Consider the following 24,451-nt stretch of genomic DNA (forward strand, 5'->3'; position numbering starts at 1 on the left):
AAATTCCACCCTGACCCGTGATCGACCAACTCTCCGCCATCTTCATTCGCTTCAAGAACCTCGAGGAGCAACTCGGCAACCCCGAGGTGATCACCGACCCGGCGCGCTTCACCAAAGTGAACAAGGAATACGGGAAGCTGAAACCCATCGCCGATACCTACCTCGAATACAAGGACCTGCTGGATAACCTGGAGATGTCCGAAGAAATGCGCAAGGACCCCGATCCCGAAATGCGGGAAATGGCCCAGCTGGAATACGACGAACTGCGGGAGAAGAAGGAGAGCATGGACGAGGAGATCAAGATCATGCTCATCCCCAAAGACCCCGAGGACGAACGGGACATCATTATGGAGATCCGCTCCGGCGCGGGCGGTGACGAAGCCGCCATCTTCGCCGGTGACCTCTACGATATGTACCGCCGCTACTGCGAAAACCAGGGCTGGAAGATCGAGGTGATCGACGAGAACGAGGGCACCGCTGGTGGTTACTCCAAACTCGTCCTAGAAGTGCACGGCGACGACGTTTACTCCCACCTCAAATTCGAATCCGGTGCCCACCGCGTACAGCGCGTCCCAAAGACGGAGAGCCAGGGCCGCGTCCATACCTCCGCCGCGACCGTCGCCGTACTGGCGAAGATGGAGGCCGAGGACATCAACATCAACAAGGCGGACCTGAAGATCGATACCTTCCGCGCTTCCGGTGCCGGTGGCCAGCACGTTAATAAGACGGAATCCGCCATCCGCATCACCCACTTGCCGACGGGAATCGTCTCCGAGAGCCAGGACGGCCGGAGCCAGCACAAGAACAAGGAGATCGCCATGGCCCAGCTCTACCGCCGCATCAAGGACGCGCAGGATTCCGCCGCCCAGGCCGAACTCAGCGCCAACCGAAAATCACTCGTCGGTAGTGGCGACCGTTCCGAAAAGATCCGCACCTACAACTATCCCCAAAACCGGGTGACGGACCACCGCATCAACCTCACCCTGCACAGTCTGGACAAGATCGTAGCCGGAGGATTAGAGCCGGTGATTGAAGGGTTGCAGGTAGCGGAGAATGCTAGTAAGTTGAAGGAGGGGGTACAGTAGTCTGTAGTCTATAGTCTATAGTCTGTAGCCATCAGGTTCTCCAGCCGGCCTTAGATCCGAGCGCAGCGACCATCTGAGGTTCCTGGAGCGGCCGGGTTTTTTAGTCTATAGTCTGTAGTCTATAGTCTGCAGTGGGCCGTTCAGCAATAACACTGCGGTCGCGTGAACTTTCCCACCGGAATTTGGCTAGTTAAGGCAAGAAACGATAATAGTAGAGCGGTCATTAGTGTGACGACTAAGCACTACCCGACTACCCGACTACGATACTAAAAAACTACACCCGTGTCCAACGTAAAGATCAACGCCGAATGGAAGGCAGCGCTCGCTGATGAATTCGAAAAGCCTTACTTCCGCAACCTTATTTCCTTCATCAAGCAGGAGAAGGCGGACGGCAAGGAGATCTACCCCGCGGGCTCGCTCATCTTCAACGCTTACGACACGACGCCGCTTAGCCAGGTTAAAGTGGTCATCCTGGGGCAGGATCCCTACCACAACCCGGGCCAGGCGATGGGACTGAGCTTTAGCGTACCCAAGGGGGTGACGCGGCCGCCGAGCTTGCGGAACATCTACAAAGAACTGAATACCAGTCTCGACATCCCCATCAGCACGAGCGGTGACCTTACCAAGTGGGCGGAGCAGGGCGTCTTCCTCCTCAACTCCATGCTAACGGTGGAGCGAAACCGGCCTGGCAGCCACCAGCGGTCGGGTTGGCAATTCTTCACCGATGCCTCCATCAAAGCCATTTCGGACCACCGGGAGAACGTTGTCTTCATGCTCTGGGGCGCCTTCGCCAAAAAGAAAGCCGCACTCATCAACGCCGACAAACACCTCGTGCTGAGCAGCGCCCACCCCTCCCCCTTCAGCGCGGACAAGGGCTTCTTCGGCAATGATCACTTTAAACTGGCGAATGAGTACTTGGTTAAGACTGGGCAGGAAGCGATTGATTGGGGGGTGGAGTAGAGAGTTTCTAGTTGCAAGTAGCGAGTGGCGAGTTGCGAGTTGTGAGTTGGAAGTATCAAGTTGCGAGTGGGAAGTTTCTAGTGGATAGTTTCTAGTGGATAGTTTCTAGTGGCGGGCCGCGCTATCACGCAGGACGAACGCAGTGAGCATCCCCATGCAGTAGCACAATCAGTCCTCACTAATCGAGTATCGAGATTCGAGAATCCAAAGCAGTGAGCATTCTCGTGCGGTAGTACAATCAGTCCTCACTTATCGAGTATCGAGTATCGAGAATCGAGAATCCATTCCCTACCTTCGCCTAATGCGATTCCTGGTAATTCTTTCCTGCATTTTCCTTTTGTTTTGCACCTGCGACAGCGCCCCATCTAACGGCGAACGTGATGGTGCCGTGGTGTTCCTCAACTACGAGCAGGACCAGCAATTACTGACGACGCGCATGAATTTGGGATTGGCCGGAGAGGCGCCAATCACTGGCGTGCCTACGGTTTACGGCTCGCCGCTGGATAGTTTTACGCGGCAGGGGGTGACGACGTGGCAGCTGCGCAAAAACCTGAATTACCCTTCCGTAATTCCTCTGGAAATTCCCTGCGGAGACGCGCTGTGTAACCGCGACGTGAAGCTCGCGCCAGTCTTTGTGGACTCTTTTCCCAACGTGATCGATCCTAAGAAAGACCTGCAAGTGGCGTACGGCCCGGAGGCACTGACGAGCTCCGAAAGCCTCGTTTTTTACTTCGGGCCGCAGGACCGGAGTGCCCCCGAAAAGATCAAGTTGGTGGGCCCGACGAACAGCCCCGTGGCCACGCTGCCCAGCGATGCGCTTGCCAAACTGAAGCCGGGCAAGTACAACGTTTACCTCATCAAGCAGCAGCTGAAACGCGACACGACGGCGCGGCTGTGGACGAGCATCCAGGCCGAATACATGACGCGCACGCGCCTGATCGAAGTCGCGGAATAAAGCAGTAACCATGTACTTTTTACGTCGGTTACTTCTGCTCCCCTTCAGCCTTTTACTGCTCAGCCTCCTCTGTTTTGGCCTCCGCGAATTAACGCCCGGCGACCCCGTTGCCAGCGCCCTCCCGCCGGGCGATTCGCGCCTCGCGGCTACCTCCCCCGCAGCCTACGATCGGGTGTACCAACGCGCCGCGGTGCGCCTCAATCGCCAGCTGCCGCCGTTTTATTTTTCCGTCCGCAACGGCGCTTTACCAGATACTTTGCACCGCATCGTGCGCCCCGCCGAGCGAGACATGCTGCGGGCGCTGACGCTGGTGGCGGGCAATTGGGAAGGGGTAAGCGACTACTACCGGACGCTCCGGCAAACCGCCTACCCCAGCTCCACCGCAACGGACCGCACCCCGGCGGAAAGTCTCGTAGCCCTCCGCCTGCTGCAAATGGACGACCCGGAACAAATCACCGCCACCCTCCAACAAATGGACCGGGACGGGCAGGCACCGGAACTCATAGCCGCGCATAATCGAGCGATGAACGCCGGAAGCCGCTCCCGCTTACTGGGCATAAAAGTGGCCTGGAACGGTACCCAGAACCAGTACCACCAGTGGCTAACGGATTTGCTGACGGGTGACCTCGGAGTATCCTATTTAGACCGCCAGCCCGTCAGCGCGAAGATCGCCCGGGCTCTGCCATGGACGCTCTTGCTCAACTTCCTGGCCGTACTCCTGATGCTGGTGATCTCCGTTCCGCTCGGGCTGTACCTGGCGGGCAACGCGGGATCTACGGTGGATCGGATCACGACGGTCCTACTGTTCCTACTCTTCGGCATCCCGGCCTTCTGGACGGCTACCTTACTGGCCAACTTCTTCACCACGCCGGCGTACGGGATGGACTTCTTCCCGAGCATGGGCCTGGGAAACTTACCCGCCGACGCCGGTTGGTGGGAGACGCTGACCGTGCGGGGCAGCCACCTTTTCCTACCGGTGGTCTGCCTGGCCTACCCCGCCCTGGCGTACGTGAGTCGCCACCTGCGGCAATCGACCCTGGTGGAATTGGGGAAAGACTACGTGAACACCGCCCGGCTGAAGGGGCTGACGGAGCGGCAGATCCGGTGGCGCCACGTTTTCCGGAACGCCAGCTTCCCCCTGATCACGATCTTCGGTGGCCTGTTTCCCCGCTTGCTGGCGGGCAGCGTCGTGATCGAACGCATCTTTAATCTGCCGGGGATGGGCCAACTGCTGTACGTCTCCGCCGTGGATGGGGATTGGCCAGTGGTGATCGTGCTTGTCCTGCTGATTGGCGTCCTGACCGCCCTCGGCCTCCTGGTGGCGGACTTACTCTACGCCCTCGTCGATCCCCGGGTGAACCTGAACCGTGCCCCCCTGAAGCAGCCAAGCATCGCCCCGTGAAGACTGCCGGAACATCGTGGACACGCCGACTGGCCAAGGGTTGGTTGATCCTCTTGGTTCTCGTCGCTCTGGGTGCTGACTGGATCGCTAATGACCGACCAATCGCGGCGTCGGTGGAGGGAGAAATACGGTTTCCCGTAGCGGCGGACGTGCTGCGGCAAATAGGTTTCGGCAGCAATTCTCTGACCTTGACAACGGATTGGTACCAAGCCAAAACGGACTGGGCGCTGTGGCCCCCCATCCCCTACGATGGTGTGCGCTCGGACCTTACGAACGGTGGGTTCCTCTCCCCTTTCGCCGCGCAGGATACCGGGGAGCGCGCCCGCCACTTGCTGGGCACGGACCGCCTCGGCCGCGACGTTGCGGCGGGCCTGGTGTACGGGACGCGGGTTGCTCTTTTCGTAGGTGTTGGAGCGGTGTTCATCGGCTTGCTACTCGGTATTTCCCTGGGTAGCATTGGTGGCTTCTTCGGTAATCGGGGACTGCGTTTGCGGTGGAGCCGATTGATCGGTTTTGCCTGCGGACTATTGGTGGGTAGCGTGTACAGCATTACGGCCCTGGCTCCTTACGTTCAGTTGGAAAATCCGTTGTTCATCGGCCTGTTCGCCCTGGCGGTGAGTGGCTTACTGGGGATTTTGCTGAGTTGGCTGTTCAATCAATTTAGCCGCCTGAGAGAACCGGTTGCCTTGCCTACGGATAGCGTGGTCCTGCAGTTGATCGAGATATTCGTCAACATCCCAGGTTTGATCTTTTTGTTGGCCGTGCTGTCCCTCGCGCCCCAACCGAGTATCGGTCTGCTCGCCGCCGTAACGGGCGTCCTCTCCTGGCCCACGATTGCGCGGTTTACGCGGGCGGAACTGCTACGCATCCGGTCGTTACCCTACATCCGCACGGCGCTGGGGAATGGCATCTCTCCCTGGCGCGTCCTGACCCACCACGCGTTACCGAATGCGTTTGGTCCCCTCCTGGTGGTGGTTGCCTTCACCGCCGGTTCGGCCATCCTAGCGGAAGGGTTTCTTTCCTTTCTGGGGATTGGCCTACCCAACGACGTGGCGACCTGGGGTACGTTGCTGCGGCGCTCGCGGGAACAGCCCCTGGCTTGGTGGCTGGCCATCTTCCCGGGTTTGATGATTACGCTGACGGTGTTGGCAGTGCAGGTGTTGGGTGGGCGACGAGAGTGAGCCCTACTGATAAATCACCTTACCCCGATCCAAGATTCCGGATGGACCAGACAACTGCCAGAAATAGATCCCATTAGCCAGTCCTTCACGAGGAATAGTCAGATCGCTGCGGGACTGGAACCGCACTTGTTTAACCTGACGCCCGTTGCCGTCGTACAGTGTCCAGAGGAGGTGTCTATCCAAGGTCCTTTTACTAAGCGTAATCGTAAGTGGCCCCGACGTTGGGTTGGGTGCAACACTCACAATGGGTTGAACTTGGCGCGCATGATCCGATTCACTGGTAGAAACAGCGGAATAGTCCACGCAGGGAGAAATGGGGTCTTTAGTGCTTCCGATTCGAAAAACGGGAAAATAGGGCTGATCCCTGAATGATGTATGTGGTAAAATCAACCCGTCTTCCTCCCAATCGCAAGCCGCCCCTTTTTCGTTCGGAGCGTGAATAACGTGAATATCCTCTCCAGCAAAACTGAAGACGTATATCTTACAATCCGGCCCTAATTGCATCCTGCCCGTAGAACTGGCGTCCGGTTGAGTAGGATCTAAACGGTATTCTAAGTCAGCGATTAAAATACGGCTATTAATTATATCCATGGAATTTAGGTCGTACTGATACAGGCGTGCTAGATTGCTTACGTAGAGATACTGACCACTAGGGCTAAGCGCCACCGCTCCGAACCCACGATCGTTATCAGTAAATTGGTCATTCATGGGCATTGGTAAATGACGAAAATTAGACAGTGCGCCCGTTTCTCGATCAAAATCAAATAATTGCGTACCAATGTTACCGTTATGGCGGATAAATAGGTTGCCGTCCGGAGAAAATATGCTTTGTTCAAAACCATTGGTACGACCATCATCTTTAAAGCCAATAACGTTATCATGGCTATACCTGACTCCGGAGCTGTCCACCAAAAATACGGCGATCCCATTGGAATCGACTAGTGGATCTACGATCCACCAGTCCACACCATTAGCGTGTTGGTTAAAATTGAGGCCTCCTTCGCTGAAATGCTGACTATATAGATTTCTCAATTCTGTGACCTCCCCACTTCCTTGGTTTAAGCTCATGTCCACAGTTGACACATATGACTTATTACTAGTAAATTGAGGATATGCACTAGAATCATTTGGATCCGTCGAACGGTGAAAGATAAAGTACTCGGTATGGCTGTGTGGCTTAGCTATTGAAATTATGCTGCGAGGAAATCCTGGAAAATATCCAAAGTCATTTATGAAATCATCATCACACCAACTCTCCGCAATTGAACCATCATTCAACTGACTTCCCCCCAAAATTACCTCATGGTTCTTATTAAATAAGGCACATCCTGTGCTGTAGAATAATAATTCACCCGTGATATCAGACATAACGGTTGAACTATATTCAATTTCAGTAGGCAAACTTATTGACTTAGCTATTGGATATCCTTTCTCGAAATTTACTTCGGAAGAATTCTTAAGTAACGAAAAAAGCCAAACATTATCATGTTGATTTTGGGCTGATAAGCCAGGGATAAAGAACGCGAGATAAGCGATTGAAAGAACAATTAATTTTGATTGAGTAGAAATGGTCATTCGAGAGAGTTCGGGCTTGTTAGAGTAGCGATGCTTAGTAAAAAATACGAGCTTAGATTCGTGCGCAGCTGCGTAGTCTATGACTGATAATTAAATGTGTAAAAACGCGACGCGCAATAGTTAGGGCCGGATCTATTGATGCGTTTGCTGTTGCCGTGAATCTCAATAACCTACGAAAAATTCATTACAATTCCTAGTACATCCTGCAATCATCCAATTACAATCGCTGCTCAATCTAAGTGATTTCGGTAATTTTCCAAACAATCAGGTTGATGCGAAGAGATAAAACTCAAAGATCTACGTCGTAATTATTTTCCATCAATTTAGATTGGCCTTGCACCCAACAACCCCACCCTTTGCAAAGCCAACACACTCAACGCATCCTTAATCCGCCCGTCCAGGGTCATGTCGATGGCTTCTTGGAGGGGTACTCGCTTTAGTTTTAATTCCTCCGTGTCCTCGGGTTCGGCTGCTTCCTGGCGGAGGCCGCGGGCTACGTAGGCGACGCCGTATTCGTCCGTGACGCTGTTGCTGAGGTAGAAGTCCATCAGTTGCGTCCAATGCTCGGCGACGAGGCCTGTTTCTTCTTTTAGTTCGCGTTGGGCGGTGGCGAGCGGGTCCGTACCGACGGGGCAGCCACCTTCGGGGATCTCCCATTCGTAGCGGCCCGTCGCAAAGCGGTACTGGCCGACGAGGTAGGTGTAGCCATCCTCGTCGATCGGGACGATGCCGATGGCCTGGTTCTTGAAGCGGACTACGCCGTAGATGCCGGGGTTACCAGCGGGGTTGAGTACTTCGTTGTGCTCGACGGAGATCCAGGGGTTGTCGTAGGGGACGGTGGTGGTTAGGGTAGTCCAGGGGTTCTTCATTGGGGGAAGATACTGAGCTTGGGAACGACCACTCTCCCAAGTACACCACTAAACTGTTCCTCTCCCCGACCCTAAAACTCCGCCGGTTCGAGGAAGGTCATTTCTTCGCCGGTGCCGGGGTGGACAAAGGAGAGTTCCTCGGCGTGGAGGCAGAGCCGGCCGCCAATTACGCCGTAAAGTTCGTCGCCGACGATGGCAGCGTTCAGTCCTTTATAGTGGGCGCAGTGGACGCGCAACTGGTGGGTCCGACCGGTGAGGGGCCAGAGGTTAACGCGGGCCCGGCCGTCGTGGAGGACTTCCGTCACGGCGAAGCGGGTCCGGCTAGTTTTACCATTTTCGAAGTCGACAATCTGGCGGGGCCGGTCTTCGAAATCCCCGGCGAGGGGCAAGTCGATGAAGCCTTCTGTTTGCGCCGGAACGGACTCCAGCAAGGCCACGTAACGCTTTTTGATGGAGCGTTTGAAGAACTGCTGCTGGAGTTTCAGGTGGATCTCCTTTTTCTTGGTGAGCAACAACAATCCACTCGTGCTCATGTCCAGGCGGTGGACGATGAGGTGGTTGCGGGCTTCGGGGAAACGTTGTTCCATCCGGCTCTGGACGGAGTCTTCAATCAACTTACCGGGCACGGACAGGAAGCCGGCGGGCTTGTTGACGATGAGCAAGTCGTCGTCCTCGTAAACGACGGGCAAGTCCTTACCAGCGGCGGGGTTTTCGGCCATGGGATTGGGATCCACATCGAGACCAACCAGCATGTGAGTGAGGATGGGCAGGCACTTCCCCCGGCAGGCCGGATAGTAACGACCGTGCTTCCGGACGGCGGACTTTGGCGATTTACCCCACCAAAATTCGGCCATCACGATGGGTTGGAGTCCGTGAAGGTAGGCGTACTGCAGAAGCTTGGGTGCCGCGCATTCCCCGGCACCGGCGGGTGGGATTTTGAATACCGTTTCGCCGAAGATGTCCAGCAGGTCACGTACGGCTCCGTTCGCATCCAGAAATCGGTACTGCTGGAAGATGCGAGCCTGGAGGTCGTTGGACATATTTTTCCGCTCCAACTTGAGTTGGGTGATCATATCCTGCAGCCTACGTAATTCCTCCCGGAGGCGGGCTACTTTCTCTTTCCAGGCGCGGGTGAGGTCCTTGAGAGCGAATGAGCGGGTTACGCTTTCCTGGGCCAATTGTTCTTCCAATTCTTTCAGGGCGTCGGGGGGCAGATGACTGGCGGATTGGCGGCGCAGGTCACGTTCTACCTTAGCTTGTTTGCGGGCCAATTTCTCCGCCGCGATCTCCCGTACGGATTGTTCTTCCGCCAATTGCAAATCCGCTTTGGCTTGCTGGAGTACGGGGGCGGCCTCCAGCGTTTCGATCCTTTCGGTTAGGGCGTTCACTTCTTTTTCTCCGGCCTTGTAGAAGCCCTCCGCGTCGAGTATGTCATACACCGGGGGTACGAAACCGGGGAGGTGGTTGGATTCGGCGAGTTTACCGGAGTAGGCGGCGAGGTAGTGGAGTTCTCCGGCCTGGTTCTGCACGACGAGTACGCCGAACATCTTCCCCTGGCCCTCTGGCTCATCTTCCGGGGTGAGGCCGAAGTTGTAGTCCCAATCCGTTTGGGTGAGGAGGTGGCGCTGGAGATCGGCCGCGGCCTGCTTCGCCAGTTCGTGGGGGGCGTAGTGGAAGGGGTAGGTGAACCGGGCGGGTGGCGGGGTTGGGGTGGCGTCCGACGGGAGCGGGTGGAGGAAGGTGGTTTTGAAAAGGGGAAGGATGATGGGGTTGGAGTGGTTTGGGGGCAAAGGTCACTCGGGGGTGGGTAATGACCAAATGGATTTTTGGGGTTGCCCGGGTTTATCATATTCATCCTCCCCCCCGGGATCTGCCTCAACCTTCGGTTTCGTCTGATGCGCTGCGCGGCTACTTCGTGGTCCGGGCTATCGTGGTGATCCCTACCGGGATCGGTTGTCTTACGTTAGTAGCCAATCCCCATTTTTAACGGATGCTTGACAACATCGGTGTTGGTTGGGCGGTAACTTCGCCAGTGCACGGGCTGAGATGTTTTTGTCCCCATTTTTTGGTCCGGCGATCGCTCCTATATACAATCCTTTATGTTTAATTCTACTCTTCGTTTGTCGTTTACGGCGATACTGCTTGCCCTTTTCCTGGCACCCGCGGCAGCGCAAACTGATCATTCAGTGGCGCGGCAGTGGAACGAGCAGGTGTTGGAGGCAATCCGGAATGATTTTGCGCGGCCGACGGTGCACGCGCGGAATTTGTACCACATCTCGGCGGCGATGTATGACTGTTGGAGTTTGGTGCACAAGAGTGGCACGCCGGCGCTGCTGAATAACGATGTTTTGCCGATCGATTACTGGTTGGTGCCGGACTACGGGGACGTGGATGCTGCCGCGGACGAGGCCGTGAGTTTTGCGGCATACCGGATCCTGCGGCACCGATACATCGACTCACCTGGTGGGCGGGAGACGGTGAACAGCGCTAATGCCCTCATGCTCTTTTTGGGGTATAACCCGGGCAATACGAGTATGGATTATCGTTCCGGCGACCCCGCCGCGCTCGGTAATTACGTGGCGGAACAGATCATTTCTTTCGGCCTGAGTGACGGCGCCAACGAGGCGAACCAGTACGCGAATTTGCGCTACCCCGCTCCTTTCAATCCGCCGCTACAATTCACGAATGTGTTCTCGATTTTTCAATTGATGGACCCGACGCGGTGGCAATCGCTGCAGTTTCCGGGGACGGTCGTCGACCAATCCGGCAACGTCATCAGTGGCGGGCCACTGGATTTTCTGAGTGCGGAATGGGGCGAAGTGACGCCCTTCGCGATGGGCCCGGACGATCGGCGGCGGGTGAACCCCGATAATCAATTTGGTTCCTCATACATCTACCACGACCCCGGGCCACCCGCGCTGTTTACGCGGCAGGACACGAACGGGCTGGAAGAATACCGCTGGAATTTCTCCAAAGTACTGCACTGGTCATCGCACCTGGACCCGACTGACGGCGTGATGTGGGACATCTCCCCCGGCGCTCGTGGCAACCTCCAGAGGGACTTCCCGACGACCTTTGCCGAGTACCGCGCTTTCTACCTGCCGGAAGGTGGCGTGGCGGGCTCGAACGGTCACGACGTAAATCCGGTGACGGGCCAGCCTTACCCGCCGAACGTCGTCCCGCGCGGCGATTACGCCCGGGTACTGGCGGAATTTTGGGCGGATGGACCCGACAGCGAAACCCCGCCCGGCCACTGGTTCGACATCTTTAACGGGGTGATGGACCACCCGCTCTTCGAACGCAAACTCTACGGCCAGGGCGCCGAATTACCCGCCCTGGAATACGACGTGAAAGCCTACCTCACACTGGGTGGCGCGATGCACGATGCGGCCATCAGCGCATGGTCCATTAAGGGCGCCTACGATTACATCCGGCCCATCTCCGCTATCCGATGGATGGCCAGCAACGGGCAGTGTACGGACCCGGACGGGGCCAACTACAGCATTTTTGGATTCAACCTGCAGGAGGGGTTGGTGGAACCTTTGACAGCTCCCGGCGAGCTACAAAACTCCAGCCTGTTGGCACAGGTGCAGGCGCGGGGCTGGATCGGTCCGGATGCCATTAGCGACCCGGCTACCGACGTTGCCGGCGTGGCTTGGATCAACCCTACCCTCTGGTACCCCTACCAACGGCCGAATTTCGTGACGCCCAGTTTTGCGGGCTACGTTTCCGGCCACTCAACCTTCAGCGCAGCGGCGGCCTCCGTACTGGAGGAGGTGACTGGTTCGGCTTACTTCCCCGGTGGCGTGGGTGAATTCATCGCGGAGAAAGATTCCTTCCTCGTATTTGAGCAGGGACCGAGCGTGACGGTGAAGTTGCAATGGGCGACCTACCGCGACGCCGCGAACGAGACTTCCCTAAGCCGCATCTGGGGTGGCATCCACCCGCCGGTCGACGATGCGCCGGGCCGCCGCGTTGGACTAATCGTAGCGGACGACGCGATTGAGTTTGCGCGGGACTTGTTTGCGGAACCGATTACGAACGTCGGGGAGCCAACTGAGGAGAAAGAGGCGTTTACCGTTTACCCTAATCCGGTGACGAGCGGAGACTTTATTCGTTTACGTGCTGGCGATGAGTCTATCGCCCGGAACGTCAATGTTGACCTGTTCAATGCGGTGGGTAAGCGAGTGCGAAGTTCGGTAATGAGTACGGCGGGGACGCTTTCTACTGAGGGGCTTGCTGCGGGGATGTATATCCTTAGTATTGAGGGGGAGGTGGCGGTTAAGGTTATAGTTAGGTAGTCGGGTAGTTACTTGCTGGCTACAGCGTTTCCAACTTTACCAAACATTCTTTTAGAGCCTCCCGCCAATTTCTCGGTGGACCAGTGATCTCCGCAATCTTCGTGGTATCGAGTACCGAGTAGCTGGGGCGTTTTGCCGGCGTGGGGTACTGTTCGGTACGGATGGGGTTGAGGTGGCAATCCGTGCCGGATATTTCGAAGACGGCGTGGGCCAGATCGTACCAGCTCGCGACGCCGCTGTTGGAGAAGTTGTAGACGCCGGGTTCGGCTTTCGATTCCGCTAATTTGATGGCGGCCGCGGCGAGATCGGCCGCGTAGGTGGGGCTGCCGATCTGGTCGGACACGATGCCGAGGGATTCTCTTTCCTTGCCGAGGCGGAGCATCGTCCGGACGAAATTGTGGCCGTATTCGGCGTAGACCCAACTGGTGCGGATGATGTAGGCGTCGGGGTGTTCCTTCATTACGGCGTTCTCCCCTTCCAGTTTGGTGCGGGCGTAGACGCTGGTACCCAACGTGCGGTCGCCTTCGCGGAGGGGGCGGTTGTAACCGTCATCGTAAACGTAATCCGTACTGAAGTGGACAAAGCCGATGTTGCGACCGTAGCAGGCGGAGGCTAATCTGGCGGCGCCATCCACGTTGACGGCGCGGCACTTGGCGGCCTCCGCTTCGGCGCGGTCGACGGCCGTGTAGGCAGCGGCGTTGAAACAGACATCGGGTTTAGCTTCGTCGAGGGCGGCACGGAGGTCGGCCGGTTTGGTGATGTCGAGCGTGGAGCGGTTGTAGGAGAAAATGCGGAGGTCGTCATCCGGAAAAGCGCGGGCGGCACCGATGAGTTTTTGGCCGAGTTGGCCGCCGCCGCCGCAGATCATAATTCTTTTCATTCGTAAGGGATAGAAGTCGGTAGGTTGGTTGGCTGAGGTACCGGAAGAACGGGTGAGATAATGAATAGGTTAAGCGTAGGCGGTAGTTAGGGCTTGATACCGGCGAATGATTATTCGTGGTCCCCGAGAGCCTTCAATTAAGTACCGGACTTCGCAATAAATTTTGGTTATTTGTAGCCCTGGCTTTGGCGCGAGGTGGATGGCATGACCTACCCGCTTCCCCGACCTTCCCCAGCACCGCGTATGAACCCCGACCCCAAGAATGATGCCCTCCGCAAACACTACTACCGTCGCCTGCTGGCCATCCGGGACAACGCGGCGTTCGATGCGGAAGACCGCGTCCGCGCGCTCAAGTTGCTGCACCTCGATCAGTTTGAGCAAGCGACGAAGGACGACAACTTTAATTTCTCCACGACCTACGCCCGGATCTCCTACGCGGCGCATAAGTACGGCATCAATCCCCGGCACATCTTTCAGGAGCGGAAGTTCCGGACCCGCAAGATGCAGGACCTACCGACCGCCGAACGGGGCAAGAATATTTTTACCGGTTTCCGCGTCGCCATTGAACTGACGCGGGCGCTCTTCGGCGGGTCGGTACCGGAGGAGTGGACGAATTACCTCGACACCCCCTACCCTTTCCAGTACGCACGCCCGGAAGTAAAGGCCTTCCTTCCCTTCCTCCGGGTGGTCGCCGTTGACTTTGATGAGGAGGAAGAGACCCTGACCGTCAAGGAAGAAGCCCGGCCGGAACGGACCTACGTCATCCCCTTTGGCAGCGAAGAAGTGACCAATAAAATGGTGGGGGAAGCCCTCGCCATTGTCCGCAAAGTCTGTGGGGTACCGGTCACGCTGAACCTCATCAACACCCAGCTGCGGGCCGGTGCGGCGCTGTACCCGGAGCAAATTGTCGTCCACCCGGACTACCTGGTGGACGTCACTTCCGTCGCAGAGTCCTTCGACGGGCAGTCCTCCTACCAGCCCTGGACGGCGATGGCCAAGAAGTTCCTCCCCTACGAGCAGAAGCTACCCCTGATGCGGGGAAACCTCGTAAACTACTTCCTGGATAAACTGGTCGAAAATCCGGACGTGACCTTTAAACAGCTCATCGAGACCATCTTCCAAATCCAGCCCCTCGGGCTCTGCCTGTACGAAGACCACGACATCCGCAAGCTGCTGGAGGACCTTAAGCACCACTATCTTTCCGTCCGCAAGTTCGTGAAGGAAAGTCTGGCCGGTATCAACGTGCAACGGGAGAATATCCTGCTGGAACCTTCCTTCCTCAGCCCGACGTACGGGGTGCAGGGGCGACTTGACGTCCTGCAGACGGCTGCTGAAGAAGGCGGGCAAACTACCATTGTCGAGCTGAAGACCAGCAAGCCCTGGAAGCAGAACAAGCACAAGATCAACCACACCAATTACATCCAGACGCTGCTCTACGATCTGATGGTGAACAAGGCCCTGGGCAAGGGGGCCAACGTGAGTAGTTACATCCTCTACAGTATTGATTACGACAACGGCCTGAAGTACGCCCCACCGGAAAAGTTCCAAAAACTGGAGGCCATCGCCGCCCGCAACAAGCTCATCGGCGTCGAGATGCTCGTCGCCAAACTCGGTACGGACCCCGACGACGATCTCGCCCGGGCCACCACCAAACTCATCGGTCGCTTACGGCCCGCCCTCTTTCCCAACATGAGTGGCTTCTCCCTGCGGGACCACAACCACGTACTGGAGATCTTTGCTACCCTATCCGACCTGGAGAAGCGCTACTTCGGTGCCTATCTCGGCTTCATCGCCCGGGAGCAACAGCTTTCCAAAACCGGTGAGCAAGGGCTGGATGGCATCAACGGCCTAGCCTCCCTCTGGCTCGATACCCGCGACGAAAAGATCGAGCGTTTCGAACTGCTGGACGGACTACGCTTCGACCATTATAATCCGGATGGCGCTACCCTTACGCTGCGGCGCCCGGAGGCGGATGAACGCCTCGTCAAGTTCAGAAAAGGTGACCTCGTCGCCCTCTACGCCACCGCCGAGCAAACGGCGAGTCGGGAGGACGCCGTGCGGTCGCAGGTCCACAAGGGTTCCATTCTCTCGGTTTCGCCGACCACGGTAGAGCTCCGCCTCCGCAGCCAGCAACTCAACGACCGGAGTTACCGGGGAGACGGCTACTGGAGTATCGAAAAGGACATCCTCGACAGCAGTTTCCGCAACCACTATAAAGGTCTCTTCACCTGGGCGACGGCGGGGCAACAGCTCCGTAACCAGTGGCTGGGGTTGGAAGCCCCCCGCCCCTCCGAACCCCTCCCCGATCCCATCGCGGATAGCCTGACCGACGAGCAAAATAAGATCCTGCAAAAGATCATTCCTGCCGAGGACTACTTCCTACTGTGGGGGCCTCCGGGTACGGGAAAGACGAGCAAAATGCTCCACCACCTTGTCAAGTATCTGCTAGATAATACCCAGGAAAGTCTCCTCCTCGTAGCCTACACCAACCGGGCCGTCGACGAGATCTGCGAGAGCATCGAATGCATCCTTACGCCGGAGGGTGAGCCCTTCACCAACTATATCCGAATCGGCAGTTCGTTGGGGGCTGGCGAGGCTTTCCGCGACCGTTTATTGAGTTCGCGGTCAGCAGCCGTAACGCGGCGCTCCGAGTTACGGGGCATGATCGAATCCACCCGCATTTTCGTGAGTACTGTGGCTAGTGTGGCCGGAAAAAACGATCTCTTCCAACTCAAGCAATTCGACCGGATCATCGTGGATGAAGCCAGTCAGATCCTGGAGCCATTGCTCGCTGGCCTACTCCCCCGCGCCAAAAAGGCGCTTCTCATCGGCGACCACAAACAGTTGCCGGCCGTCGTGCAACAGGGAGAATTCGGCACTGCCGTTCGCGACGAAAAACTTCGCGGCATCGGGCTCAAGAGCCTGGGTAATTCTCTCTTCGAACGCCTCTACCTCACCGCCAAGGAAAAAGGTTGGGATTGGGCCTACGACCAACTCAGCCACCAGGGGCGGATGCACCAGGACATCATGGCCTACCCCGCCGCCCATTTCTACCAGGGCGGGCTGCGGATCCTACCGGATAATATTGGCCATTCGCTGACTCAGCAACTCCCGCTCGCCCTCAGCTGCGCGCCGGATCTACCGGTGGGTGATATCCAGCGCCGGCTCACCGAAAGCCGTTTTCTGTTCATCCCTACGGACCGGGATGTGGACAATCCGGACCCGAAAGTCAATAGCCACGAGGCGAAAATGATGGTCTCGCTCATCCGCCAGTTCACCGCTTTGTACGCCGGCACCGACCAACCCATTCAGCCGGACGACATCGGCATCATCACTCCCTACCGGGCCCAGATTGCGCACATCCGCCGTGCCCTCCACGAAGCAGATCTAAACGCGGATCATTACCAGGTAGATACGGTGGAGCGGTACCAGGGGGGCGCTAAGCGCATCATCCTCATCTCCCTATGCACGAACGAGGATAATCAGATCAACATGCTTTCCCAGCTCAGCGATGAGGGGGTGGACCGAAAGCTGAACGTGGCCATCACGCGGGCGAAGGAGCATTTGGTGATGGTGGGGTGCCCGGATGTGTTGCGGCAGAGTGTGGTGTACTCACACTTGTTAAATTACTTGGAGGGTTGACTGTTTTCTGCAAGAAGCCAAGGAAGGAAAAGGAGGATAAGGGGGGCGGCACAGAATCAGCTTCGCTGGTGGTTTCGCAAAGGAGATTAAGGCGGAAGAGAGGATTGAGAAGCGTGTTACAGCGCGCTGTCGCGTCCTCCTTTTCCCTCTTATCCTTCTTTGTCGCCCCTAGGAAAACAACGTGCTGCAGCGTCCTCCTTTTCCCTATTATCCTCCCTTTTCGCCCCTCGGAAAACAGCGCTACTCCTTTCTCCGGTAGCCCTCCACCATCTGCACCACCGTCCCGTAATTCGCAATGCCGCCGTGCACGCCCTGGGTGCGGAGGTAAGCGTCGTAGGTGAGGTCGCGGACGACGGGGGCGATGTCTTGGTACTTCGCGCCATTGGCGTAGATCGCGGCGAGGTCGTTGCGGATGCCAGGGTCCAGATTTTTGGCGCGCCAGGTGGTGTAGGCGTCGGGTTCGGCCTGGCGGAGGCGGCCGGCGATCTGGCGCCAGTAGGCCAATTTGAAGGCGTAGGCGAGGTAGGGGTCCTGCGCTTCTTTGCCGCCCAGCCAGGCCCAGAAGGTGCAGGCGCCTTCGCCACCTATCCCGTAGGCGTGGGCGAATTCGTGGGCCATCACGGCGGGCTTTTGCAGGTGGTAAAGACCGGCATCGATGTTGGCCTCGCCGGCCCAGGGCCAGTAGACGCCGGCGGTACTCCAGCGGAGCAAAATGCCTTGCGGTTTCAGTTGTCGGGCGCGGGGTTTACCCGGTGCGGGGTAGCCGTGTTGTGTAAACGCGTCTTGCATCAGGGCGCGGACGCGGGATTCCAGGTCAGTGGGTAAGGTGGTTGCCTCCAGCGCAGAAGTGTCGCTGGATATCCGGGACCTCAGTTGAGCGAGTTCGGCGGCTTCCGTGTGGACGCGGGTGCGGAGCTCCTCCAAGGTTGGTTGGTACCGTTCGAAACCAATTTGTTCCTCTGCCGGCAATCGACCGTAATTGAATCCCCAGGCCAACAGGAATACGCAGATCAACAGGGCTACCGCATTCCACAGACGGACACCCAGTGGCTTCCAGGCGGGTCTTCCGGCCTTTCTTGCCTTCTTCCATCGCACCAGCGACAGCGCCAAAAAAAGAATGACGGCCAGCCAAAAAACGTAGAAGAGGGGGATGGGTAACAGGGGCAAAGTGTAATCCCAAACCGACCGAAACGCGACGAAAAAGCCGCGGCTATAAACCGCCTCGATGGCAGCCGCGGGAAGGAGCCAACGCAGTAATAGCAAGACGAGAAGGAGGGCGGACGGGGCGTACCGGCGGAGGGTCACACGGAAAGGTTTTGGGTGTCGGGAAACGTCACTCCGCACGCGGGGCGGGTACGGCATTAAACTATGATTATTGCCGGAGTGTTGTATCCCCGTGCAAATCGCGCAACGAACATAAAACTCCTCTATAATGGCTTTTGAACTAACCGACGCAAACTACCAGGAAAACGTAATCGATAAAGGCGGCGTAGCGCTCGTCGACTTCTGGGCGGAATGGTGTGGCCCCTGCCGCATGATCGGCCCCGTTGTTGAAGAACTCGCCACCGAATACGAAGGCAAAGCCCTCATCGGTAAGGTTGACGTCGACGAAAACTCCGAACTCAGCGCCAAGTACGGCGTACGCTCCATCCCCACCATCCTCATCATTAAGGACGGCGAAGTGGTGGACAAGCACGTAGGCGTAGCCACCAAGGCCGCCCTCGCGGAGAAGATCGAAGCCCAACTCGCGGCCGTCTAAGGCAGCTATAATTGTAGCCCTGTCCCAACGGGACCGCACCAAAGGAAAGCCCCGATACTGCAAAGTGTCGGGGCTTTTTTTGTGATCTTCACGAAAAACTATTGTGATGCGCTGGCTCCTTATCCCCCTACTTTTCCTTGGATTACTGGTCATCAGCAGTTGTGGTTCTTCGCCGGACAAAGACGCAGCCCCCTCATCTGACACCGTGGCGGCGACTGTGTTTCCCGGAGCAGGCTGGGCCGAAAGCAGCCCAGAGGAGCAAGGAGTCAACTCGGCCGCCCTGCGTGATGCCCTTGCCTATTTGCAAAACCACTGCAAAGGCGACAGTCTCACCGAAACCCTGGTCATCCGTAACGGCTACCTCATCTGGGCGGGCGATTCGATCGATAAAGTGCACGATATCTGGTCCTGCACGAAATCCTTCACCAGCACCGCCGTGGGGCTGATGGAAGCCGAAGGCATCCTGAGCCTGGACCAAGCGGTAGCCGACCACGAACCCCTGCTTCAGGAGCAATACCCCGATGCCACCTATCGCCACTTCCTGACGATGACGAGCGGCTACAACGCCAAAGGTGCTACCCGCTGGCCGGGTGACGTGAGTGAAGATTGGTCCGCAACCCCCTACTTACCCGCCCCTCCCCTATTCGCTCCGGGAACGGAATACACCTACTGGGACGAAGCGATGATCATGCTCGGCCGCGCCCTCACCGCCGCCGCCGATACTTCCCTGAATGATTACCTCGATGAGCGTGTCTTCCGCAAAATTGGCATCGAAAAGCGCCCGTGGTGGGGAGAGGAAGATGTGGACGGCGTCCCCATAAATTTTGGCGGGACCGGGCTGCGGATGTCCGCCAGCGAACAGGCCCGCTTCGGCTGGCTGATGCTCAACGACGGCGTTTGGGACGGCGAAAGAATCCTACCTGCAGGCTGGGCGGCAACGGCTACGCAAAACCAGGTAGGCCCGGAGGTCAAACTAGCCGACACGGACCGGAAAAGCACCGATGGAACCGGACGCTACGGCTACAACTGGTGGGTAATCAACGAAGGAAAGGATGCGCCGGTGGCCGCGGCTTTCACGTCCGGATTGAACCATAATGTTTGCCTGATCATCCCGGCCTGGAACCTGGTCATCGTGCGGCAGGGGGTGGATGGGAACCCGGCGGTGCCGAAGTACGAGGTTTATGCGGAGGTGTTGCGGCGGTTGGTGGGGGGAGTATTTTAGTTGCGAGTGTCGAGTTGCAAGTAGCGAGTTGCGAGTTGCAAGTTGCGAGTTGCAAGTGTCGAGTACTCGATACTCGCAACTTTATACTCGCTACTTTATACTCGCAACTCCTCACTCCTCCTCCAACTCCTCCGGCAACTGCGTCAGATCTCGCCGCACCGCAATCGCCGCGTTCAACTCGAAGCCGATGATGAGGATGAGCGCGTTGAGCTGCAGCCACAGCATGATGATAATGATGGTGGCAATGGAGCCGTAGAACTTGGCGTAGGTGTCGTAGCGGTTGAAGCCGTCCACGTAGAAACTGAAGGCGACCGAGGTGGCTAGGGAGAGCACGGTGGCCAGCGTCACCCCGGGGCTGAAGTAACTGAAACGCTTGATCGTCGATGCTCCAAAACGGTAGAGGGAACCGATGATGGCGTAGTACAACAAGAGCATAATGAACCAGCGCAGGACGTTCACCAGGAAGGTCGTGAAAGCACCGATTCCCGCCGCGTCCGTCATCCACTCAATGATGGAATTGCCGAGAATGACGAGCACGGTGCTGGCCACAATGAAGAGACCAATTAGGAAAGTGAGTGCCGTAGCGACGAGGCGCTTGCGCAGCACGTTCCGCCGCTTGAAGACCCGCACGTAACTCTTCTCGAAGGCCTGCATGAGGGCGATCATACCGTTCGAGGAAAAGTAAATGGCCAGCAAAAAACCGAAGCTCAGCAATCCTAACTTGGGCTGGTTGGTGATCTCCTGCACGAAGCCGAACACGATGTCTCCCGCTTGGCCCGGCATGATGCGTTTGATCTCCTCGTACATCGCCGTATTGAAATCTCCCAGTTCGGGGAAGACGATCACCATCACGTCCAGCGCAAAAGGTAGCAGGGTGAAGAGCGTCAACAGCGAGGGAAAGAGGGAAAGGAAGAAACTAAAGGCGACGGAATTGGCCCGGGTGAAGAGGTCGTCCCGCAATAACTCATTGTAGGTAAAAACGACCACGTCGTAGATCGGCACGCCGTCGAAGCCGATGAAAGAGTTCTCCTTACTGTACTTCAGCAACCCGACCACGAAGGGGTGCTCGGTGAAGTAGAGCTTGATGCTCTCGAAGTCAGGCAGGTTGATCTTCAAAATGGGGCTGCAATTTTTTTAGCAGATAGTCCGGGCAGGGGACGGAGCGCCCGCCGCTGGTCTCAACGAAGCACAATTTAACGGAACCACCGTTGACCAGCTTGCCGGCCGCGTTTTTGATCTCTACGTGGAACGTGATCGTTCTGCCCGGCAGGTGGCGCAAGGTAGTGATGATCGTGAGGACCTCATCGTAACGTGCCGGCCGCACGAAGCGTTGATTGAGCGACATCACGGGCATCCCCACGCCGTGGTCCCGCTCCATGCCCGCGTAGCTCAGGCCCAGGTCGCGCAGCATCTCCGTCCGGCCGATCTCGTACAGCGTCGCGTAGTTGCCGTGGTAGAGGTAGCCCATTTGGTCGGTATCGGCGTAGGTGACGCGGTAGGAAGTATTGTAAGTCATTAGTCTGTAGTCTATAGTCTGTAGCTGGGAGACTGAAGACTACAGACTATAGACTACAGACTAAATAGGGCGCTGCCGCAGGTGCAAAGAAATGGGACGGGAATGAAATTATTGTAAGGAAAGAAAGACGCGGCGAAAGTCTTTGCTTAGAACCTAAAAGATCGTACTTTTGCGGCTCAATTAGCACTCCAGAATTACCAACAATCGTCCTATGGCAAATATCGGTAAAGTAAAGCAGGTCATCGGCCCCGTCGTTGACGTAAGTTTCGCCGGCGAAGGCGCAGAACTTCCCGCCATCCTCAACGCCCTTGAAATCACCCGTCCGAGCGGTGAAAAGATCATCCTCGAAGTGCAGCAGCACCTGGGTGAGGATTCCGTTCGCACCATCGCCATGGAAGCGACTGACGGACTGACCCGTGGCACCGAAGCTACCGACACCGGCCGCGCCATCGCGATGCCCGTAGGTGATGCCATCAAAGGCCGCCTGTTCAACGTAGTGGGTGAGCCAATTGACGGTATGCCCGCCGTACCGAAGGGTGACAACGCCCGCCCGATCCACAACCAGCCACCTGCTTTCGACCAGTTGGCTACGGACCGGGAGCCCCTCTTCACCGGTATCAAGGTGATCGACCTGATCGAGCCCTACACCAAGGGTGGAAAGATTGGTCTTTTCGGTGGTGCCGGAGTAGGTAAGACCGTACTGATTCAGGAATTGATCAACAACATCGCCGTAGGTTACGAAGGTATCTCCGTATTCGCCGGTGTCGGTGAGCGTACCCGTGAGGGTAATGACCTCCTCCGCGAAATGCTCGAGTCGAACATCATCCGCTACGGCGAGAAGTTCATGCACGACATGGAAGAAGGTGGTTGGGACCTTTCCAAAGTAGACATGAAAGAACTCGAAGAGTCCAAGGCGACCTTCGTTTTCGGACAGATGAACGAGCCTCCCGGCGCCCGTGCCCGAGTTGCCCTTTCCGGACTGACGATTGCCGAGTACTACCGTGACGGTGACCTCAGTGACCCGACCGGTGGCCGTGATATCCTCTTCTTCGTAGACAACATCTTCCGCTTCACCCAGGCCGGTTCTGAAGTATCTGCCCTTTTGGGCCGGATGCCTTCCGCCGTAGGTTACCAGCCAACGCTAGCGACTGAGATGGGTCTGATGCAGGAACGGATTACCTCCACCAAGCGTGGTTCCATTACCTCCGTACAGGCCGTATACGTACCCGCGGATGACTTGACGGACCCCGCCCCCGCCACCACGTTTGCTCACCTTGACGCGACGACGGTACTCAACCGTAAGATTGCCCAGAAGGGTATCTACCCCGCGGTAGACCCACTGGATTCTACCTCACGGATCCTCGACCCCGCCATCATTGGTGACGAGCACTACAACACGGCCCAGCGCGTGATCAACATCCTGGCCCGTTACAAAGACCTGCAGGACATCATCGCCATCCTTGGCCTTGACGAACTGAGCGAAGAGGACAAACTCGTCGTTTCCCGCGCCCGCCGCGTGGAGCGTTTCCTTTCTCAGCCTTTCCACGTTGCTGAGCAGTTCACTGGCCTCAAGGGTGTTTTCGTAGACATCAAGGATACCATCAAAGGCTTCAACATGATCCTTGACGGTGAGGTGGACAAGTACTCTGAGAACGCCTTCAACCTCGTTGGTACCATCGAAGATGCGATTGCCAAAGGCGAGAAGGAATTGGCTTCGGCTGAATAAAGACAGTTATGAGTTGCAAATTGATTCCCGCAACTCGCCCTCTCGCAACTCCATACTAATTAAGTCATGACTATTTCCGTCCTTACCCCAGACCGCACCATTTTTACCGGCACTATTAGCCGCGTGACACTACCCGGTGTGGAAGGCTCTTTTCAATTGATGGAAAACCACGCGCCGCTCGTCTCCGCCCTCACGGGTGGTAAGGTAACGCTGCTGCCTTCCGCTGCGGGTTACCGTTACTTTGACGAGGATGCTAAAGCCGTAGTCGACGGTACGCAAGTTGGCAACAACATGTCCTTCACTATTGACGGTGGTTTCGTGGAAGTCCTGAACAATACCGTGAACCTACTCGTACAGGGCGCCCGCAACATGCGGTAGTACTACTGTATCGTATCTCATTAATAGACATCTTCCATCCCGTTCGGCCCCGTGCCGGACGGGATTTTTTGTACGCCGAACTTTTGCCCTTGCCCTCACCTTTTGAGATAAAAGCGTGTAATTATGGGATCTCTACTACTTAAAGCCGCCGGTGCGGCCGTCATTGGTCTGATGGCCCTGAATTTGATTTCTTATCTATTCGTCCGGTTCCAAACCGCCGAGATTACGCAGGAAGGCTTCGAGCACGGGCTTTTCTACGTTAACCAGGGCCCCGTAGGCGTACCTTTTGGTAGCATGCTCGGAATGGTCATCATGGGCGGGATTTTCGGATACGTCATCTACCGAGGCTTAGGGCGGCGGCGGACGTTAGCCTAATGAACCCTAAGTACTATAGACGCATAGTTCACGGCAGTTCGTCTGTACTTCAAGGCTTACGTTGCGCTCTACGCTGGTGAATATCCATCATTCGCTGGATCCGCATCCGGTGGTGCCGCTGCAGTAGAATGGGGTAAAAGTTGAAGATCACGTTGATTACCAGCGTAACCAGCGCCGGGACTACTGCGCCAAGCACAAACAAATAGACGACTACCCCGGAAATAATGAGGAGCGGCAGTAAGTGGCCAAACTCTGACTTCCTGCTTTCCTGATCCAAGTGCCCTACCCCGGCAATCGTCCCGTCGAAGTACTTAGCTTGCTGCTTCCGATCCCGCCAAAAGGTAGCTAATAGAAACTGGCGGAATTGCTCCACACCGAGCCGTTGGCACCATCGTAGCAGTTGCTTTGGTGACCGTACGTGATAATAAGCTTCGGGCAATAATCGGTGGGTAGGCAGAGCAAACCCCGCAAAGGCAAAAGTACCTGTGACGAACAGGTTGAGGAGAACCGGCATGAGAAGGGTCAGCCACCAACTGTTCCACGTCAAGTCCGATAAGCTGTGCACCAATGCGAAGGACTGGTAGCCTAGGAATAGGGAGGCTAGGAGTAGGGCGGCTTTTTTCAT

The 24,451-nt window shown here is 56.8% G+C and carries 20 protein-coding genes; 12 read left to right on the top strand and 8 right to left on the bottom strand.

Going from position 1 to position 24,451, the window contains the following annotated elements; genetic code table 11:
• Nucleotides 1–17 precede the first annotated feature (17 nt).
• The 5 genes from prfA to A3850_RS00630 all read left to right on the top strand — a co-directional run bounded on the left by prfA (nucleotide 18) and on the right by A3850_RS00630 (nucleotide 5,583).
• Complete coding sequence (prfA, locus tag A3850_RS00610; RefSeq protein ID WP_068212821.1) at nucleotides 18–1,085, top strand: peptide chain release factor 1; 1,068 nt, start codon at nucleotides 18–20, stop codon at nucleotides 1,083–1,085.
• Nucleotides 1,086–1,367: 282 nt separating this feature from the next.
• Entirely contained in the window at nucleotides 1,368–2,045 is a 678-nt protein-coding gene (gene ung / locus A3850_RS00615) for a uracil-DNA glycosylase (protein WP_068212824.1), read from the top strand.
• A 301-nt stretch (nucleotides 2,046–2,346) separates the two neighbouring features.
• The gene (locus A3850_RS00620; RefSeq protein WP_068212827.1) at nucleotides 2,347–3,000 is read left to right on the top strand and encodes a hypothetical protein; all 654 of its coding nucleotides are present in this window, start codon (nucleotides 2,347–2,349) and stop codon (nucleotides 2,998–3,000) included.
• Nucleotides 3,001–3,010: 10 nt separating this feature from the next.
• Complete coding sequence (locus A3850_RS00625) at nucleotides 3,011–4,402, top strand: ABC transporter permease (RefSeq protein ID WP_068212831.1); 1,392 nt, start codon at nucleotides 3,011–3,013, stop codon at nucleotides 4,400–4,402.
• Entirely contained in the window at nucleotides 4,399–5,583 is a 1,185-nt protein-coding gene (locus A3850_RS00630) for an ABC transporter permease (RefSeq protein ID WP_197493958.1), read from the top strand. The genes A3850_RS00625 and A3850_RS00630 overlap by 4 nt, the downstream gene beginning before the upstream one ends.
• 3 nt (nucleotides 5,584–5,586) lie before the next feature.
• Here A3850_RS00630 and A3850_RS00635 read toward each other — a convergent pair whose 3' ends face one another.
• From A3850_RS00635 to A3850_RS00645, 3 genes are all read right to left on the bottom strand, one after another.
• Complete coding sequence (locus A3850_RS00635) at nucleotides 5,587–7,158, bottom strand: T9SS type A sorting domain-containing protein (protein WP_157500790.1); 1,572 nt, start codon at nucleotides 7,156–7,158, stop codon at nucleotides 5,587–5,589.
• 323 nt (nucleotides 7,159–7,481) lie between these two features.
• Nucleotides 7,482–8,027: an NUDIX hydrolase gene (locus A3850_RS00640; RefSeq protein ID WP_068212841.1), complete on the bottom strand. Its 546-nt coding sequence runs from the start codon at nucleotides 8,025–8,027 to the stop codon at nucleotides 7,482–7,484.
• A 71-nt stretch (nucleotides 8,028–8,098) separates the two neighbouring features.
• Entirely contained in the window at nucleotides 8,099–9,817 is a 1,719-nt protein-coding gene (locus tag A3850_RS00645) for an RluA family pseudouridine synthase (protein ID WP_231915262.1), read from the bottom strand.
• Nucleotides 9,818–10,126: 309 nt separating this feature from the next.
• Between A3850_RS00645 and A3850_RS00650 the strand changes: the two genes are divergently transcribed.
• On the top strand, nucleotides 10,127–12,328 hold the full coding sequence (locus A3850_RS00650; RefSeq protein WP_068212844.1) for a DUF6851 domain-containing protein: 2,202 nt from the start codon (nucleotides 10,127–10,129) through the stop codon (nucleotides 12,326–12,328).
• 19 nt (nucleotides 12,329–12,347) lie between these two features.
• On the opposite strand, the gene rfbD is transcribed toward A3850_RS00650, so the two are convergent.
• Nucleotides 12,348–13,208 (bottom strand): dTDP-4-dehydrorhamnose reductase, encoded by an 861-nt coding sequence (gene rfbD / locus A3850_RS00655; protein WP_068212847.1) that lies wholly within the window; start codon nucleotides 13,206–13,208, stop codon nucleotides 12,348–12,350.
• Between the two features lie 243 nt (nucleotides 13,209–13,451).
• Here rfbD and A3850_RS00660 point away from each other — a divergent pair, with 243 nt between their 5' ends.
• Nucleotides 13,452–16,850: an ATP-dependent helicase gene (locus A3850_RS00660; protein ID WP_068212850.1), complete on the top strand. Its 3,399-nt coding sequence runs from the start codon at nucleotides 13,452–13,454 to the stop codon at nucleotides 16,848–16,850.
• A gap of 240 nt (nucleotides 16,851–17,090) precedes the next feature.
• Here A3850_RS00660 and A3850_RS00665 read toward each other — a convergent pair whose 3' ends face one another.
• Nucleotides 17,091–18,155 (bottom strand): DUF3810 family protein, encoded by a 1,065-nt coding sequence (locus A3850_RS00665; RefSeq protein ID WP_068212854.1) that lies wholly within the window; start codon nucleotides 18,153–18,155, stop codon nucleotides 17,091–17,093.
• Between the two features lie 127 nt (nucleotides 18,156–18,282).
• Between A3850_RS00665 and trxA the strand changes: the two genes are divergently transcribed.
• Nucleotides 18,283–18,609, top strand: coding sequence for a thioredoxin (trxA, locus tag A3850_RS00670; RefSeq protein WP_068212857.1), 327 nt, complete (start codon nucleotides 18,283–18,285; stop codon nucleotides 18,607–18,609).
• A gap of 106 nt (nucleotides 18,610–18,715) precedes the next feature.
• Nucleotides 18,716–19,831 (top strand): serine hydrolase, encoded by a 1,116-nt coding sequence (locus A3850_RS00675; protein WP_068212860.1) that lies wholly within the window; start codon nucleotides 18,716–18,718, stop codon nucleotides 19,829–19,831.
• Nucleotides 19,832–19,942: 111 nt separating this feature from the next.
• Here A3850_RS00675 and A3850_RS00680 read toward each other — a convergent pair whose 3' ends face one another.
• Together A3850_RS00680 and A3850_RS00685 are read right to left on the bottom strand one after the other, a co-directional pair.
• The gene (locus tag A3850_RS00680) at nucleotides 19,943–20,947 is read right to left on the bottom strand and encodes a YihY/virulence factor BrkB family protein (RefSeq protein ID WP_068212863.1); all 1,005 of its coding nucleotides are present in this window, start codon (nucleotides 20,945–20,947) and stop codon (nucleotides 19,943–19,945) included.
• The gene (locus tag A3850_RS00685; protein ID WP_068212866.1) at nucleotides 20,928–21,347 is read right to left on the bottom strand and encodes a thioesterase family protein; all 420 of its coding nucleotides are present in this window, start codon (nucleotides 21,345–21,347) and stop codon (nucleotides 20,928–20,930) included. Before A3850_RS00685 ends, A3850_RS00680 begins: the two co-directional genes overlap by 20 nt.
• Before the next feature lie 211 nt (nucleotides 21,348–21,558).
• Between A3850_RS00685 and atpD the strand changes: the two genes are divergently transcribed.
• From atpD to A3850_RS00700, 3 genes are all read left to right on the top strand, one after another.
• Nucleotides 21,559–23,073, top strand: coding sequence for a F0F1 ATP synthase subunit beta (gene atpD, locus A3850_RS00690; RefSeq protein ID WP_068212870.1), 1,515 nt, complete (start codon nucleotides 21,559–21,561; stop codon nucleotides 23,071–23,073).
• Nucleotides 23,074–23,139: 66 nt separating this feature from the next.
• Nucleotides 23,140–23,451 carry a F0F1 ATP synthase subunit epsilon gene (locus A3850_RS00695; protein WP_068212873.1) on the top strand — a complete coding sequence of 104 codons (312 nt, stop codon included), beginning with the start codon at nucleotides 23,140–23,142 and terminating at the stop codon, nucleotides 23,449–23,451.
• A gap of 123 nt (nucleotides 23,452–23,574) precedes the next feature.
• Entirely contained in the window at nucleotides 23,575–23,826 is a 252-nt protein-coding gene (locus A3850_RS00700; RefSeq protein WP_068212874.1) for a hypothetical protein, read from the top strand.
• Nucleotides 23,827–23,875: 49 nt separating this feature from the next.
• Here the strand turns inward: A3850_RS00700 and A3850_RS00705 are convergent, their stop codons facing one another.
• On the bottom strand, nucleotides 23,876–24,451 hold the full coding sequence (locus tag A3850_RS00705) for a hypothetical protein (RefSeq protein ID WP_082921541.1): 576 nt from the start codon (nucleotides 24,449–24,451) through the stop codon (nucleotides 23,876–23,878).

Source organism: Lewinella sp. 4G2 (assembly GCF_001625015.1).
Lineage (GTDB): Bacteria > Bacteroidota > Bacteroidia > Chitinophagales > Saprospiraceae > Neolewinella.

Bases quoted from the DNA above. Each gene is read 5' to 3' on its own strand.
- A3850_RS00620 (WP_068212827.1), top strand. From the start codon at position 2,347: ATGCGATTCCTGGTAATTCTTTCCTGCATTTTCCTTTTGTTTTGCACC.
- A3850_RS00625 (WP_068212831.1), top strand. From the start codon at position 3,011: ATGTACTTTTTACGTCGGTTACTTCTGCTCCCCTTCAGCCTTTTACTG.
- A3850_RS00635 (WP_157500790.1), bottom strand. From the start codon at position 7,158: ATGACCATTTCTACTCAATCAAAATTAATTGTTCTTTCAATCGCTTAT.
- A3850_RS00640 (WP_068212841.1), bottom strand. From the start codon at position 8,027: ATGAAGAACCCCTGGACTACCCTAACCACCACCGTCCCCTACGACAAC.
- A3850_RS00650 (WP_068212844.1), top strand. From the start codon at position 10,127: ATGTTTAATTCTACTCTTCGTTTGTCGTTTACGGCGATACTGCTTGCC.
- rfbD (WP_068212847.1), bottom strand. From the start codon at position 13,208: ATGAAAAGAATTATGATCTGCGGCGGCGGCGGCCAACTCGGCCAAAAA.
- A3850_RS00660 (WP_068212850.1), top strand. From the start codon at position 13,452: ATGAACCCCGACCCCAAGAATGATGCCCTCCGCAAACACTACTACCGT.
- trxA (WP_068212857.1), top strand. From the start codon at position 18,283: ATGGCTTTTGAACTAACCGACGCAAACTACCAGGAAAACGTAATCGAT.
- A3850_RS00675 (WP_068212860.1), top strand. From the start codon at position 18,716: ATGCGCTGGCTCCTTATCCCCCTACTTTTCCTTGGATTACTGGTCATC.
- A3850_RS00685 (WP_068212866.1), bottom strand. From the start codon at position 21,347: ATGACTTACAATACTTCCTACCGCGTCACCTACGCCGATACCGACCAA.
- atpD (WP_068212870.1), top strand. From the start codon at position 21,559: ATGGCAAATATCGGTAAAGTAAAGCAGGTCATCGGCCCCGTCGTTGAC.
- A3850_RS00695 (WP_068212873.1), top strand. From the start codon at position 23,140: ATGACTATTTCCGTCCTTACCCCAGACCGCACCATTTTTACCGGCACT.
- A3850_RS00700 (WP_068212874.1), top strand. From the start codon at position 23,575: ATGGGATCTCTACTACTTAAAGCCGCCGGTGCGGCCGTCATTGGTCTG.
- A3850_RS00705 (WP_082921541.1), bottom strand. From the start codon at position 24,451: ATGAAAAAAGCCGCCCTACTCCTAGCCTCCCTATTCCTAGGCTACCAG.